This window comes from Phocaeicola faecium (assembly GCF_014837055.1).
GTDB classification, from domain to species: Bacteria; Bacteroidota; Bacteroidia; order Bacteroidales; family Bacteroidaceae; genus Phocaeicola; species Phocaeicola gallinarum.
This window is the reverse complement of sequence record NZ_JACSPQ010000053.1, coordinates 112,952-127,966: the sequence shown is the minus strand read 5'-3', so window position 1 is coordinate 127,966 and position 15,015 is coordinate 112,952. Positions and strand designations below refer to the sequence as shown.

Sequence of the window (15,015 nt, the reverse complement as noted above, 5' to 3'; positions counted from 1 at the left end):
TTGTCATATCAAAGGAAAAAATAATACAAAGCGTTCCTTATTTATGTAGAAAAAAATCTACCTTTGCAGACTAAGGAATTGAAATAGAGTAACTGATGAATTCTACAAAGTTAATAGGAAAAGTATTCGGACCAAGGCAGCAGGCAATAGCGCGTTATGCTAACGAGGCAGAAGCTATACAAGACCGAGTATTCCGAAAACTGATACAAACAGCCTCTTCTACGGAATGGGGAAAGAAATATGATTATAGTGAAATAAAGACCTACGCTGATTTTCAACGGGTCCCTATTCAAACGTACGAAGACGTAAAAGGGTATGTTGACCGTATGCGTCATGGTGAAGAAGATGTGCTTTGGCCGGGTAAAGTGGTATGGTATGCCAAGTCTTCCGGAACTACGAACGACAAAAGCAAGTTTATACCTGTAAGTAAGGACGGACTGCATCATCTTCATTATCAAGGAGGGGTGGATGCTGTAGCTCTTTATTTGCAACAGAACCCGGAGAGTCGTTTTTTCTCAGGGAAAGGGTTGATTCTGGGAGGTAGTCACAGCCCGAATTACAATGTGAAAGATAGCTTGGTGGGCGACTTGTCTGCCATCTTGATTCAAAATATCAATCCGCTGGTTAATTTCATCCGCGTTCCCAGTAAAGAAATCGCTTTGTTAAGTGAGTTTGAAGAAAAGGTGGAGCGCATCGCCGAAACAACCATCCACGAAAATGTTACCAACCTGTCGGGAGTCCCTTCGTGGATGCTGGCTGTTATCAAACGTATTTTAGAGAAAACAGGAGCGAAATATCTGAATGAGGTTTGGCCCAACTTGGAAGTCTTTTTCCACGGGGGCGTATGTTTTACTCCATATCGTGAACAGTATAAAGCATTGATTCCGTCGGATAAGATGCATTACATGGAAACGTATAATGCCAGCGAAGGTTTCTTCGGCCTGCAAAGCGATTTGCATGACCCTGCCATGTTGCTGATGATAGATTACGATGTGTTTTATGAATTTATTCCGCTGGAAGAAATTGATAATCCGAATCCTCGTATCGTTCCGCTGACAGGCATTGAAGTTGGAAAGAACTATGCAGTGGTTATCAGTACCTCGTGTGGTTTGTGGCGTTATATTCTTGGCGATACGGTGAAGTTTACTCAAAAAAATCCCTATAAATTTGTTATTACCGGACGTACGAAGCATTTTATCAATGCTTTCGGCGAAGAGCTGATGGTGGATAATGCGGAAAAAGGATTAGAACGCGCTTGTGCGGAAACCGGTGCGCAGGTGTTGGAGTATTCCGCTGCTCCGGTGTTTATGGATGCCGATGCGAAATGCCGTCACCAGTGGCTGATCGAATTTAGCGTGATGCCCGACTCGCTTGATAAGTTCCGCGATACGTTGGATAAGGCATTGCAGGAAATCAACTCAGATTACGAAGCCAAACGCCATAAAGACATTACGTTGCAAAAATTGGAGATCATCGTAGCCCGTCCGAATTTGTTTCACGACTGGTTGAAACAAAAAGGCAAGTTGGGCGGCCAGCATAAAGTGCCCCGTTTGAGTAATACTCGTGAAACAATAGAAGAAATGCTGAAGTTGAATAAAACAAAACGCTGAAAAAGTGGTTTGAATTAATAATATATTATTGATACATGCGTCCTATACCTAAATACATAGCTTTTTTGTTGGTGATTATCGGCTTTTATGCTTGCGCCAGTACAGGTACTCCCGACGGTGGCCCTTATGATGAAACTCCCCCCAAGTTCATTCGTGCCACTCCGGAGCCGAATGCAACCAATAATAAGCGAAAGAAAATCAGCATTGAGTTTGATGAGTATATCAAGTTAGACAAAGCCTCTGAAAAGGTTATCATTTCTCCGCCTCAAAACGAAGCTCCAGAGGTAAAGGTGAGTGGACGGCGTGTTTTGGTTGAGTTCTTCGATACACTGAGAGAAAATACAACTTATACCATTGATTTTGGAGATGCCATAGTAGATAATAACGAAGATAATCCGATGGGAAACTTCGCTTATGCATTTTCAACGGGCGAAACCATTGATACGATGGAGGTTTCGGGGACGGTGCTGAATGCTGCCGACCTTGAGCCGGTGAAAGGTATTCAGGTAGGATTACATAAAAATCTGAATGATACGGCGTTTACCACATTGCCGTTCGACCGCATTTCGCGTACAGACAGTCGCGGGCATTTTACCATCCGGGGAGTATCTCCCGGAACCTACCGCATTTATGCTTTGATGGACGGTAATCAGAACTATTTGTTCGACTCAAAAACCGAGGCCATCGCTTATCTGGATTCATTGGTCGTGCCAAGCATGACGGGAGCTGTCCGCTACGATACGATATGGAACGAAGTCGATACCTTAGCTTATGATACGATTTACGAAGTGAACTACACCCGTTTCTTACCCGATAACTTGGTTTTACGCTCGTTTAAAGAAGAAAATCCGCTTCAGTATCTGATGAAAAGCGAACGGGCGCAACTGAATCGCTTCTCACTGTATTTTAGTGCAAAGTCTGATACGCTTCCTACTTTGCGCGGATTGGATTTCGATTCTGAAAATGCATTTGTCGTAGAGTCTAATCTGCGTAACGACACGATTCATTATTGGATTAAAGATACCACGCTCTGCGAACGCGATACGCTGACCATCCAGTTAGATTATTTGGCAACCGATACGTTGGGGCAATTGGTTCCGAAAATCGATACCCTGCGCATGGTGAACAAGATAGGGAAAGAGCGGCGTATGGCTTTGGCGGAAGAGGCTCGGAAGAAAGAAGAGAAGGAACGTAAGAAGCGTGAAAAGAAAGGAGATACGTTACGGGTTGAAACCAAATTCCTGACGATGAACGTCGATGCGCCGTCGGAGTTAGACATCAATCGCAATATAGTCCTTAAATTCGACGAGCCGGTAGCCCGTATTGATACTTCGGCTATTCATGTAGCAATGATGGTAGACAGTTTGTGGCAGGATATTCCGTTTATTTTCATGGCAGACTCCGTTGCTCCGAGGCAATACCAAATCCTTGCCAACTGGCAGCCGGGTAAAGAGTATCAGTTGAAGATAGACTCGCTGGGTATTCAGGGGATATACGGGCTTTACACCAATAAAGTAGAGAATACGCTGAAAGTTAAAACATTGGAAGATTACGGAACGTTATATTTAAATATCATAGGAGCTTCGCCCCGCGCCATCGTACAGCTGTTGAACAGTAGTGACGGCGTAGTGCGCCAACAAACGGTAACAGACAAGAATACTTGCGACTTTTATTTCTTGCAGCCCAGCACGAAGTACTACATTCGTCTCATTAACGATGAAAACGGAAACGGAGTATGGGATACGGGTAACTATGCCGAGAAAAAACAAGCGGAGGAGGTTTTCTATTTCCCGAAAGTTTGGGAAATGAAAGCAAACTTCGAGTTTGAAGAAACATGGGACATCCATGCCACTCCGGTTGATAAGCAGAAGTTAGACGAAATAAAGAAACAGAAACCTGACGAAGTTAAAAAAATCAAGGACCGCAATAAAGAGCGTGCCCGTAAATTAGGAAGAACACAATGATGAAGAAAGTAATTTTCTGCATAGTCCTCCTGATAGGGAGTATATGCATGGTTAAGGCCCAGTGTGGCGCGGTAAACGATGCCATCAAGCCCGGAGAATCCCTCTCTTACGAATTGAAATTCAACTGGAAGTTCATTTGGATTAATGCAGGATGGGCAAAAATGACTGTCAATAACTCTACGTTCGAGGGCAAACCTTGCTTGCAGACAGATTTGGAGTCGTACACCAACAAGAAAATAGATTTCTTCTTCAAGATGCGCGATACGCTGACTTGTATCACCACCGAAGATCTTATTCCGGTTTATTTCCGGAAGGGAGCTGAAGAAGGCAAGCGTTATACGGTTGACGAGGTGCGTTTCAGCTATAAAAACGGTAAATGTATAGTCGACCAGCAGCGTACACTGCGCGGGAAAACCGACAAGCGTCACGATGAAATGCCCGTTTGCGTGTACGATATGTTGAGTATCCTGCTTCAGGCACGTTCTTACGACCCAACCGATTACAAACCTGGACAAAAAATTCTGTTCTCAATGGCAACCGGACGGGCGGTAGAGAAACAAACCCTGATATTCCGCCGCAAAGAAAACTACACGGCAGAAAACGGAGTAACTTACCGCTGTTTGGTATTCTCACTGGTAGAATACGATGCGAAAGGTAAAGAAAAAGAAGTCATAACGTTTTATATAACCGACGACCGCAATCACCTACCTGTCCGTCTTGACATGTACCTCAACTTCGGTTCTGCCAAAGCATTCCTTACCGACATCAAGGGGAATAAATACCCGCTGACATCGATTGTGGGAAAATAAAAATTAGGATAAACAACACACTGATTTGTTCTTTAACTTTCCTCGTGGAAAGTTTAGTAGTCTTTTGCGGAGAATTAACAGATTCTCTATAAATTTTAGCCTGCCTAAACAGCCTGATGTAGCGGTTTAGACAGGTTAAAATTTATTGTTTAGAAGTGACCTTTTAATTCGCAACCGTACCACCCTTCAAATTTTGCTTTATATGCCGAATATAAGGCTCCCGGACTTATCATCATGATTAGTTTTTCTCCAAATTGGTGCATATAATCGAATTGAAAAAGTGTTTCTCCTTTCCATAAATGCTGCCAAGAAGGATAATCGCCATTGTAAAGAGATGATGTTACGTTGTGAAAATGAGTCACCCTGCTGTATAACGAGTTAGAGGGACTGATTTGGAACAAGTGTGCAACTTGTCCGTCGAAAGAGTATAAATCTTCATCTACGTCGGAAACCGAACGTAACTCTCCTTCCGTATAGTTCCGTTTATAATGGTTTTGAGTATATCCTCCGTTCAGGCGGAATTTTAGTTGATGATGTTTGTTTATCACAAAGTTCCCGGTAAGGTTGAGGGTAGAACGCAGGCTTTTGCTTCGGTTTTTATCCTCCGATTCTGTGTTGTAAGCATTATCCCCGGTATAGTTTAATAATTCATGGTGGTTGTTGCGAGGCGTTTCATCACGAACTACGGCAAAAGAAGCCGATAGGTTTCGTTTCTCGTTGTCATTACTTACTTTAAACTGAGTATATTGCTGGTTATTTTTATATGCTGCTCCGTTATTTGTTGTGTTTCGGTTGATTACATGGTCGGGAAATGACAATAATTCCTCTTTTTCGGTTTCCACTCCCTGATAACGTTGCATGGTATGTCCTGCCCAAAAAGAATAATTAGTATTGTTGTGCGATACTTTCGCTCCAATGTTATAATCGCCTTTCAAGTATCCGATATTTTGTAATCCGTCTATGGTGATGTAACCACCTGTTTTATATGTTTTTGTAATATAGTTTACCGAAGCGGCATCGCCGGTAAATTGTCCGTTGGTAGGCAACACGTAATATTCTACCCGCTCTATGTCTTTAGGTTGCAGGCTCTGTATTTCTTTTGCATCGGCTTCTATTCCATTAATATATAGAGTAGCTTTTCCGGTCATTGAGGTTACCGTCTTGTCTTTTCGGTTAACGGTAAGCCCCGGTATCATCAAGTTATAGAGTAAATCGTATCCGGTAAACGAGTGTTTAACTTGTTCTTTGCTTGGCAGAATCAATAAATGGTCTTTCTTTTGTATAAAAGAACTTCCAGTTACGGTTACTCCTTCTAACATTACATTGTCGCTTTCCATTTCCACTGTTGGCAGGTTTGTGTCTTGCCGTACCGATACCTGTATCACTTTAGGTTTATATCCTATCGTACTGAAATATAGCAGATAATCCCCATTTTTAATATCGCTTATGCGGTAATGTCCTAACGAGTCTGTTACCGTTCCTGCCACAAATGTTGAGTCTTGTTGCAGTAAGCGTACTGTAGCGTATGGCAATACTTCGCGGGTTTCATGGTCTGACAGCTTGCCTGATATTTTGTTTTGGGCAAAGGCTGTGGTTGTTATGAGTCCTATGAAAAGGATGAAGATTAAGCGGTATTGATTCATAGTAATGCTATTTGAGATATAAAGTTTTTCTTAAAAGTAGAAAATCCACTCAAACAGCCATGAAAAAACGTGTTTACTTTTTGTTTACATTTTATAATGCATTATAAATCAAGTATTAATAAGTCAGTTTTTTCTGCCGTTCCGGTTTCTCCTGTGAGTTTTTTATACATGCGTGTGCGGGCGGCAGTGATGGCGGGAACGGAACGGTTAAGTAAACCGGCTATCCGTGACACCGGAATACCTATCTTTATCAGGTAACAGATACGGATTTCTACGGGGGATAACCGGGGATAAAGTACCAATAACCGGTGGGTAAATTGGGAATAGACGGAATCTATTTCGGCTTGCAATGCGGCCCAGTCTTCTTCGCTCAGGTCGCGGCTGTTTGTGGCACGGTGGAATTTCAAATAAATTTCCGACTGCTCAAAGTATAAGATCTGTGATTTTTGTTCTTCAATGGATTGGTGGAGTTGCTTGCTCTCCGCTTCCAACGCGATTTTTTGTGCTTCTGCCCGCGTACGTTCCAATTCATCGTTTCTCAACGTGGCGGAATGGAGTTGTTCGGTCAGCGTTTTGATCTTTTGTTCGTGGGCTTGCAAGGTTTTCCGGGCTTGGGAGTAACGGTTTTCTTGAAGCAACATCAATCGTTGGGTTTGTTCCCATACGGTTCTCCGCTTTTTCTTCGTCCGCAGATAAAAAACTACTCCGACTGCCGTCAAAAACACGAATAGCAACAGCAGTTCGGTTATTTGGTTGCGTTGCCGGGTTGTCTTTTCTTTTAACCGCAGGTTTTCTTTTTGGGTAGTTCGGTAATCGTAAAGCGCATTGACCTTGGCTACTTCTTGGGTTTTGGTTATGAAATCGATGGAGTCTTGATATGCTACATATTTCCGCATATACTGGTATGCTTGGATATAATCTTGTCGGTATGTCGATATTTTCGCAAATATTTCGTAGGCTTTTGTTTTATTATGTAAGGTGCTATATTTGAATACCTGCCGAATGTAATGTTCGGCGGAATCCGGTTTCCCTAATTCATAATAAAACACCTCCCATCAGCATATTGGCATTGGGGAATGAATAATGGGATAAAACTTGTCGTAGAATGCTGTATGCGGAATCAAACTGCTTTTCTTCGTAATACAATCCTCCCAATTCCGATAAAATCGAATACGCCGTATGGTTCGCATGGTTTTGTATGGCGAGGTCATACCCTTTCCGGTAGGCGAGGGCGGCACTGTCCGGTTTGCCGAATACGTGATAGATACGCGCCATGTTGCGGAGGGCAAATGCCATCCCCTGAAAATTTTGAGCGGTATCGGCGTATGCGTATTCCAAACGTGCCGCATCCCAACTTTCTTTATATAATCCCTGATAGGCGAAAAGGGCAGCTATCTGTCCGTATATCTTGCTCATCACTCGTTTGTCCGGGCAGCTTAGCCCTGTTTCCGCTGCGGCACGGAAACACTCAACGGCTTGCGGTGCATTGTGCAGGTCGCGGTACACGCTCCCCTGATAGTAATAGGCTTCCGTCAGGCGTTCCTTGTCATCGTGTGCCTTGTAAAACTCAACAATGCGGTTGATGAGGCTGTCGGACGTGTGGGTTATATACAATTTGTCGTTCGCCTTTATCCGCAGCAGGTGGTAATACATCTGTGTCTCTTCCGGTTCTTGGGAAATGTTTTCTGCGTAAGCCTCCAAATACACAAGGGCACTGTCGGGCAGGGAGTCTATCAGGCAGACAGCCTGCTGCATGGCGGCAGGATAGGGATGATGCTTGTAACAACTGCTTACAAGCATCAACAGCATTCCGACGATATAAACTGGCAACTGTTTCATATCGGCAGACAAATATAAGGAAAAATTTTCCCCAAAGAAATAAAGAACTGTCTGAGTTAAAAAAATACGTTTAGAGTCTTTCGTTATACCTCAAAAAACGCTACCCATAGAACGGGTGGGTCTTTCGAATAGAATTACCTGATTCTACCGCAAGAGTTGGTCAACACTAACGGTAGCGTTTTTTAAATTCTATGCTTAAAGTGTAAAGTCTTTAAAATAAGCTCGTTACAAAATTGAATTACAACATAGGTTTGCGGGCGGAATAGGGTGTATGAAAAAGGCATACCGTAACCTGCCGGGAAGCGTTGACGGTATGCCTTTTGTGCTGCGTAAAATGCACTGAAATAATGTGTTATGCTTGTTTGTTGTCTGTTGCGGCGTGCGGGTAATCAATGGTGTAATGCAGTCCGCGGCTTTCTTTGCGTTCCATTGCCTGACGGGTTATCAGGTAACCCACGTTAATCATGTTACGCAGTTCGCAAATCTCGCGCGAGGCTTTTACGCGCTTGAAGAGGCGTTCGGTTTCTTCGTAAAGAATGTCTAAACGGTTCCATGCACGCACCAAGCGCAGGTTACTCCGCACGATGCCCACGTAGGCTTCCATGATTTGGTTCACCTCTTTCATGCTTTGCGTAATCAGGATGCGTTCTTCGGTGCTGATGGTTCCTTCGTCGTTCCATTCAGGGATGTCTTCATTGAAGTCATAGCGGTCGAGTACGCTCATGGCATGTTTGGCGGCAGCGTCGGCATAAACCACAGCTTCGATGAGCGAGTTGGATGCGAGACGGTTTCCGCCGTGAAGCCCGGTGCATGAACATTCTCCGATGGCATACAGCCGCTTGATGCTCGACTGACCATCCAAGTCTACCTTGATGCCTCCGCACAAGTAATGGGCAGCGGGAGCCACGGGGATATAATCTTTCGTGATGTCGATGCCGAGGCTGAGGCATTTTTTATAGATATTCGGGAAGTGCTTTTTGGTTTCTTCGGGGTCTTTATGCGTTACGTCAAGATATACATGGTCTTCGCCCCGTTGCTTCATCTCGCTGTCGATGGCACGTGCCACGATGTCGCGCGGAGCAAGAGACAGGCGCGGGTCATATTTCTGCATGAACTCTTCGCCTGCCAAGTTCTTCAACACGGCTCCGTAACCGCGCATGGCTTCGGTAATCAGGAAGCTCGGACGGTCGCCCGGATGGTAAAGCGCAGTGGGATGGAACTGAATGAACTCCATGTCTTTCACCAAACCCTTTGCGCGGTACACCATCGCAATACCGTCGCCCGTGGCTACCAGCGGGTTGGTGGTGTGGCGGTACACGGCTTCACATCCGCCCGTAGCCATCACCGTTACCTTCGACAGGAAGGTATCTACCTCGCCCGTCTCTTCGTTTAACACGTATGCGCCGTAACATTTTATTCCCGGCGTATGGCGGGTTACGATGATGCCCAAATGATGTTGAGTGATTATTTCCACCGCATAGAAATGGCTGAAAACGGTGATGTTAGGGTGCTGGCGTACAGCCTCTATCAGGCTGGTTTGAATCTCCGCCCCCGTATTGTCTTTGTGGTGCAGGATGCGGAATTCAGAGTGTCCGCCTTCTTTGTGGAGGTCAAACTCACCGTTTTCCGTCTTGTCGAAATTCACGCCCCATTTTATCAGCTCCTCGATTTGTGCCGGAGCGTTGCGAACCACTTTTTCCACGGCAGCCGGGTCGCTGATCCAGTCGCCCGCTACCATCGTGTCGTGGATATGCTTATCAAAGTTATCTACCTTCAGATTGGTCACCGATGCGATACCTCCTTGCGCGTAGTAAGTATTAGCCTCTTCCAGCCCCGCTTTACAGATAAGGGCGACAGAGCCTTTATGTGCCACTTTCAGGGCAAAACTCATTCCGGCTATCCCTGAACCGATAACGAGAAAATCAAATTTCCTAATCATGTGTAAGTATTGTTTAAGATGTTACAAAACTACAAAAAAAGTAAGTTAGACGTAACGCCGGGTATCTTTTTTTCATGGATGCGTTTGTTTTCGGAGAGAAATTATTATCTTCACGAGGATTTTAACGGATTAGAGTGATTAATAAAGATGAGAACGTTTCATACAAAGGTAGGATGGTGGTATTGGGGGATAATCGCCCTTTTCTCTTGCTTCCTGTTTGTTTGCTTTTGGTTTCATGAACTGCTGCTGACGCTGCTTTTTGCCGTTATTGTAATTTTCCTGATCGAAGCGTTGATTCATACGCAGTATGTGGTTACGGCAGACGGAAAGCTGGTGATAGAAGTCGGACGGTTTATGAAGGGGGCATCGATCGATGTGGCTCAGATTGTCAGCATCGAAAAAAGCAAATTCCCCGAATCGGCACCGGCGTTGTCGCTCGACCGGCTTAAAATTACTTATCGGAAGCGGTCTTTTAAAGATTATATATTAATTTCGCCTCAAAACCAAGAGGCATTTGTACAAGCACTACTGAAACAAAACGCCTCGATAAAGGTAAATATATAACTTAACATCAATATTATGACACGAAAATTTAAGATTCGGCGTACCCCCTTTAAAGTTTGGTTAGGGGGGATTATACTTATTATAGCGATTGTTCTTTTGGCGGTGCAGACAGAGAATTATTGGAATCTGCTGCCGCTCATCCTTCCTGTTCTGTTGCTTGCCGATGAGCTGATGACGTGTATACTGGTTCAAGAAAACGGTGATATCTGGCTGAAGCGCGGTTTCAGCGGAAGCATCAAGGCATACGGCGTAACGCGCATCGTCCGCCAAAAGGGTTCATGGCTGAAAGGAAGGGTAACCATCTATTATACGAAAGGGTTTATTAACTTTGACCCGAAAGACGTAGACGAGTTTATCCGCTGTGCAAGAGAGCGGAATCCCCATGCAGATTATAAAAAAGAAGAATAAGCAGCATTTTGTTTAACCGTAAATAATAATAAGATGAAATATCAACTGGCAGTGATTGGTGGAGGGCCGGCAGGATATACGGCAGCAGAAGCAGCCGGAAAAGCCGGGATGAGTGTGGTTTTGTTTGAAAAGAAAAGTGTGGGCGGCGTATGTCTGAATGAAGGTTGCATCCCAACCAAGACGTTGCTTTACTCGGCAAAAGTTTACGACACGGCGCGCCATGCCGGAAAATATGCGGTATCGGTTTCCGAGCCTGCGTTTGATTTGGGCAAGATAATCAGCAGAAAGACAAAAGTCGTGCGTAAGTTAGTGTTGGGAGTAAAGGCAAAACTGACTGCCCAACACGTAGAAATCGTTTCCGGAGAAGCGCAAATTATCGACCCGCATACGGTTCGTTGCGGGGAAGAAACATACGAGTGTGAAAAGATGATTCTCTGTACGGGAAGCGAAACGGCGATTCCCCCCATTCCGGGACTTGGAGAAATAGATTATTGGACGCATCGCGAGGCGCTCGACAATAAGGAGCTGCCCGTTTCGCTTGCCGTTGTGGGCGGCGGAGTGATAGGCATGGAGTTCGCTTCTTTCTTCAGCAGCTTGGGCGTGGCAGTAACTGTAATTGAGATGACAGGCGAAATATTGGGCGGCATTGATGGCGAACTGGCTGCTCTGTTACGTGCCGAATACAGCAAGCGAGGCGTAAAATTCTTGTTGAATACCTGCGTAACGGGATTTGAAAAGACCGATACCGGTGCACGTGTATTATATAAGAATGCAGACGGCGAGGGCAACGTGGAAGTACAGAAGGTATTGGTAAGTGCCGGCCGACGCCCTGTGATGAAAGGCTTCGGGCTGGAGAATCTCGGCTTGCAACTCACAGCGCGCGGTTTGGTACAGGTTGACGAGCATCTGCAAACCTCGGTAGCGGGCGTGTATGCTTGCGGCGACTTAAACGGCGTGTCGTTATTGGCTCATACGGCTGTGCGCGAGGCGGAAGTGGCGGTTCATCATCTTTTAGGAAAAGCAGATGCCATGAGCTACCGTGCAATCCCCGGTGTGGTATACACCAACCCCGAAGTGGCTTCGGTAGGACGGACAGAAGAGATGCTGCAGAAAGAAGGAATCCCGTATCGTGCCGTAAAGTTGCCGATGGCTTATTCCGGACGCTTCGTTGCCGAAAACGAAGGAGTAAACGGCGTGTGCAAAGTATTGGTGGGCGAAGACGAGACGATTTTAGGTGCGCATCTGTTAGGAAACCCGGCTTCAGAGCTAATCGTTCTGGCGGGTATGATGATAGAAGACGGACGTAAACTTTCCGACTGGAAGCGGTACGTATTTCCGCATCCCACGGTGGGAGAGATTTTCAAGGAGTTGTAAATGAAAGGTATAAAATTGTTATTGGCATTTTTATTATGCTGGGTAGGAGGCAGAACCGATGCGCAGACCATCGCTGAAAAGCTGGACGCATTGGTTATCTCCTCTTCCGTTTTAAATACTTCCGAAGTAGGAATAGCGGTATACGACCTTACGGACGATGTTCCCGTGTACCGCTATCAGGCAAATAAGTTATATCGCCCTGCTTCCATCGAGAAAGTCATTACTTCGGTCACGGCATTGTCGGAGCTTGGGAAAGATTACGATTATGCTACCCGGCTGGCTTATACAGGCAGCATTGAGGCGGGGCGGTTAAAGGGCGATTTGTATGTGATAGGAGGATTCGACCCTGAGTTTATGGAAGAAGACCTGTTGGCGTTGGTCGATTCGGTTTACCGTGCAGGGATTCGCCGGATAGACGGACGTTTGATAGGCGATGTATCAATGAAAGACTCTGTTTATTGGGGTGAAGGCTGGTCGTGGGACGATACGCCGGAAGCCTTTCAACCCTATCTTTCTCCGCTGATGCTGAACAGAGGCTGTGTCGATGTAACGATAGAGCCGGGTAATCCGGGGCAGGCGGGACGGATAGAAATAGCTCCGGAGTCGGATTGCTATGAGGTAGACAACCGCTCTCTTACCAGAGTGCCTTCGGCGGGAGGCTTGCAGATTACCCGAAACTGGCTGGCAAATGAAAACCGCATCCTTGTTTCAGGCAATGTTTCTTCTCGTCAGGCTGCCACGCTGAACGTTTATAATCCGCAACGCTTTTTTGTGCAGACGTTGGGATATCGGCTTCGGCAGAAAGGCATAGCGGTCAGTGCCGACAGCATTGGCTTTGCTGAGGCTCCGGCGGAAGCATGTATGCTGGGAGTGCGGAAGCGTCCGTTGGAAGCCGTCTTAAAGCGTGCGCTGAAAGAAAGTGACAATCTGGCTGCCGAATCCATGTTCTACCATTTGGGGCTGCATGGCTCACGCAAGTCGAAGGGGATAGGTAGCCGGGAGGCGCAGAAAGCCATCAGCCGGTTCATGCAAGACAGTATCGGGTGTTCTCCTAAGAATTACAAGATAGTAGACGGCAGTGGCGTGTCGTTATATAATTACGTGTCGCCCGACCTGCTGCTGGCTTACCTGAAATACGCTTACCATCGTCCGGAGGTATATCATCCGTTGTACGAAGGGCTCCCGATAGCGGGGATTGACGGGACTTTGAAGTACCGCATGGGGCGGACGCAGGCTTTCCGCAGGGTGCGGGCTAAGACGGGAACCGTTACGGGCGTTTGTTCGCTGGCGGGGTATGCTTTCGGTCATGGCGGTCATGTATATGCTTTTGTGATTATCAATCAGAACGTGCTGAAGGCAAGACAGGCACGCGACTTTCAGGATAAGGTATGCGAGATTCTGGTAGCCGGGTAAACCGGTGCGCATACCTTGAATATGTTTATTTAATCAGACTATGTTTATGAAAAAATTCTTATTAGCATTCGCTTGTGTGGCTGCATCATATAGTTGTACTGACGAGCAACAGGCGGTTACGGTAACAATAACCAACCCTCTGAACATGGAGCGCTCCGGCGAAATGGTTGAGGTATCGGCGGAAGAAGTGTTCAGAAAACTCAACTTGCCCGATACGGCGCAATTAGTGGTTTACGATGACAAAGCCCAAGAAGTTCCCTACCAGCTTACGTACGATGACAAGCTGATTTTTCCGGCTTCAGTGGCAGCACAGGCTACGGTAGGATATACGATTCAAGAGGGAGAACCGATACTTGTCAATACGGTGGTATACGGGCGACAGTATCCTGAGCGTGCCGACGATGTGGCGTGGGAGAACGACCGTGCTGCCTATCGCGCTTACGGTCCTGCGCTTCAGCGCTCCGGCGAAAAGGCATACGGCTACGATGTGTTTACCAAAAACACCGAAGAACTTGTGGTGGAAGACCGTTACCGGATGGAACTCGATTCGGCATCGTGGGCAGCAATACACGCTTTGCAGCAAGCCGGCAAGAAGGCGGAAGCCGACAGCCTGCGTCAGACCATTTCATACCACGTAGACCACGGAAACGGCATGGACTGTTACGCCGTAGGACCTACACTGGGCGGAGGTACATCGGCATTGATGCCCGACGGCAAGCTGATATACCCGTATTGTTACAACGAATGCGAGGTGCTGGATAACGGGCCGCTTCGCTTCACCGTCAAGTTAGTTTATAACCCCTTAGTGATAAAAAACGACTCAAACGTGGTGGAAACACGTATCATCCAGCTCGACAAAGGCTCTCAGCTAAACAAAACAACGGTCAATTATGCCTATCTGACGGCTGAAACTCCCCTTGCAACCGGCTTGGTGATTCACGCCGCCCATCCGAAAGAATATGTTTGCAATGCCGAAAAAGGTTATATCGCCTATGCCGACCCTACCACCGAACCCAATGCCGATAACGGTACTGTTTACGTAGGAGCCGTATTCCCTTATCCGGTAACGGAAGCCAAAGCAGAGCTGTTTGACGCCCCCGTAGGAGACGCCTTAGGTCATGTGTTGGCAATCAGTCCGTACGCCCCCGATGACGATTACGTATATTATTGGGGTTCGGGATGGAGCAAATACGGTTTTGCCGCACCGGAAGATTGGACGAATTACTTGGAAAACTTTGCAGCTAAAGTACGCAACCCGTTGCAGGTTACGATAGAATAACGTACGCTGCTTCATAGAAACAGAAAGACGAAAGTTGCCTGAAAACCCCGCTTGCAGGGCGGAGTTTGTCGGGCAACTTTCGTTTTTTTATGCACTTGTTTAAACGTTTTCCGCTTTGTCGGGAGCTTGAAAAATTCTACCCATACAACCGGACAACGCTATGGGAAGCGTTG

12 protein-coding genes are annotated in these 15,015 nt (G+C 46.2%); 8 read left to right on the top strand and 4 right to left on the bottom strand.

Annotated features, from left to right (window positions below):
- The first annotated feature begins 95 nt into the window (after positions 1 to 95).
- Genes H9626_RS14270 through H9626_RS14260 form a run of 3 tightly spaced genes read left to right on the top strand, consistent with a single transcriptional unit; the run spans position 96 to position 4,383 of the window.
- Complete coding sequence (locus tag H9626_RS14270) at positions 96 to 1,610, top strand: GH3 auxin-responsive promoter family protein (RefSeq protein ID WP_178256637.1); 1,515 nt, start codon at positions 96 to 98, stop codon at positions 1,608 to 1,610.
- 35 nt (positions 1,611 to 1,645) lie between these two features.
- A complete protein-coding gene (locus H9626_RS14265) occupies positions 1,646 to 3,574 on the top strand; it encodes an Ig-like domain-containing protein (RefSeq protein WP_178256638.1) in 1,929 nt (642 codons plus the stop codon).
- Positions 3,574 to 4,383: a DUF3108 domain-containing protein gene (locus H9626_RS14260; protein WP_191710911.1), complete on the top strand. Its 810-nt coding sequence runs from the start codon at positions 3,574 to 3,576 to the stop codon at positions 4,381 to 4,383. Before H9626_RS14265 ends, H9626_RS14260 begins: the two co-directional genes overlap by 1 nt.
- Positions 4,384 to 4,532: 149 nt before the next feature.
- Here H9626_RS14260 and H9626_RS14255 read toward each other — a convergent pair whose 3' ends face one another.
- From H9626_RS14255 to nadB, 4 genes are all read right to left on the bottom strand, one after another.
- Positions 4,533 to 6,026, bottom strand: a complete 1,494-nt coding sequence (locus tag H9626_RS14255) for a TonB-dependent receptor (RefSeq protein WP_191710898.1) — start codon at positions 6,024 to 6,026, stop codon at positions 4,533 to 4,535.
- A gap of 101 nt (positions 6,027 to 6,127) precedes the next feature.
- Positions 6,128 to 6,922 (bottom strand): helix-turn-helix transcriptional regulator, encoded by a 795-nt coding sequence (locus H9626_RS14250; RefSeq protein WP_191710897.1) that lies wholly within the window; start codon positions 6,920 to 6,922, stop codon positions 6,128 to 6,130.
- A gap of 139 nt (positions 6,923 to 7,061) precedes the next feature.
- Complete coding sequence (locus H9626_RS14245; protein ID WP_191710896.1) at positions 7,062 to 7,865, bottom strand: tetratricopeptide repeat protein; 804 nt, start codon at positions 7,863 to 7,865, stop codon at positions 7,062 to 7,064.
- Between the two features lie 352 nt (positions 7,866 to 8,217).
- Positions 8,218 to 9,804, bottom strand: coding sequence for an L-aspartate oxidase (gene nadB, locus H9626_RS14240; RefSeq protein WP_178256055.1), 1,587 nt, complete (start codon positions 9,802 to 9,804; stop codon positions 8,218 to 8,220).
- A gap of 147 nt (positions 9,805 to 9,951) precedes the next feature.
- Between nadB and H9626_RS14235 the strand changes: the two genes are divergently transcribed.
- The 5 genes from H9626_RS14235 to H9626_RS14215 are packed head-to-tail and all read left to right on the top strand — an operon-like array spanning position 9,952 to position 14,842.
- Positions 9,952 to 10,368, top strand: coding sequence for a PH domain-containing protein (locus H9626_RS14235; RefSeq protein WP_178256054.1), 417 nt, complete (start codon positions 9,952 to 9,954; stop codon positions 10,366 to 10,368).
- Positions 10,369 to 10,383: 15 nt separating this feature from the next.
- On the top strand, positions 10,384 to 10,776 hold the full coding sequence (locus H9626_RS14230; protein WP_191710895.1) for a hypothetical protein: 393 nt from the start codon (positions 10,384 to 10,386) through the stop codon (positions 10,774 to 10,776).
- A 33-nt stretch (positions 10,777 to 10,809) separates the two neighbouring features.
- A complete protein-coding gene (lpdA, locus tag H9626_RS14225; RefSeq protein WP_191710894.1) occupies positions 10,810 to 12,150 on the top strand; it encodes a dihydrolipoyl dehydrogenase in 1,341 nt (446 codons plus the stop codon).
- Positions 12,151 to 13,563: a D-alanyl-D-alanine carboxypeptidase/D-alanyl-D-alanine endopeptidase gene (dacB, locus tag H9626_RS14220; protein WP_191710893.1), complete on the top strand. Its 1,413-nt coding sequence runs from the start codon at positions 12,151 to 12,153 to the stop codon at positions 13,561 to 13,563.
- A gap of 46 nt (positions 13,564 to 13,609) precedes the next feature.
- A complete protein-coding gene (locus H9626_RS14215; protein ID WP_191710892.1) occupies positions 13,610 to 14,842 on the top strand; it encodes a BT3233 family polysaccharide utilization protein in 1,233 nt (410 codons plus the stop codon).
- The last annotated feature ends 173 nt before the right edge of the window (positions 14,843 to 15,015 follow it).

Bases quoted from the DNA above. Each gene is read 5' to 3' on its own strand.
- nadB (WP_178256055.1), bottom strand. From the start codon at position 9,804: ATGATTAGGAAATTTGATTTTCTCGTTATCGGTTCAGGGATAGCCGGA.
- H9626_RS14265 (WP_178256638.1), top strand. From the start codon at position 1,646: ATGCGTCCTATACCTAAATACATAGCTTTTTTGTTGGTGATTATCGGC.
- H9626_RS14245 (WP_191710896.1), bottom strand. From the start codon at position 7,865: ATGAAACAGTTGCCAGTTTATATCGTCGGAATGCTGTTGATGCTTGTA.
- H9626_RS14270 (WP_178256637.1), top strand. From the start codon at position 96: ATGAATTCTACAAAGTTAATAGGAAAAGTATTCGGACCAAGGCAGCAG.
- dacB (WP_191710893.1), top strand. From the start codon at position 12,151: ATGAAAGGTATAAAATTGTTATTGGCATTTTTATTATGCTGGGTAGGA.
- H9626_RS14230 (WP_191710895.1), top strand. From the start codon at position 10,384: ATGACACGAAAATTTAAGATTCGGCGTACCCCCTTTAAAGTTTGGTTA.
- H9626_RS14260 (WP_191710911.1), top strand. From the start codon at position 3,574: ATGAAGAAAGTAATTTTCTGCATAGTCCTCCTGATAGGGAGTATATGC.
- H9626_RS14250 (WP_191710897.1), bottom strand. From the start codon at position 6,922: ATGCGGAAATATGTAGCATATCAAGACTCCATCGATTTCATAACCAAA.
- H9626_RS14255 (WP_191710898.1), bottom strand. From the start codon at position 6,026: ATGAATCAATACCGCTTAATCTTCATCCTTTTCATAGGACTCATAACA.
- H9626_RS14215 (WP_191710892.1), top strand. From the start codon at position 13,610: ATGAAAAAATTCTTATTAGCATTCGCTTGTGTGGCTGCATCATATAGT.
- lpdA (WP_191710894.1), top strand. From the start codon at position 10,810: ATGAAATATCAACTGGCAGTGATTGGTGGAGGGCCGGCAGGATATACG.
- H9626_RS14235 (WP_178256054.1), top strand. From the start codon at position 9,952: ATGAGAACGTTTCATACAAAGGTAGGATGGTGGTATTGGGGGATAATC.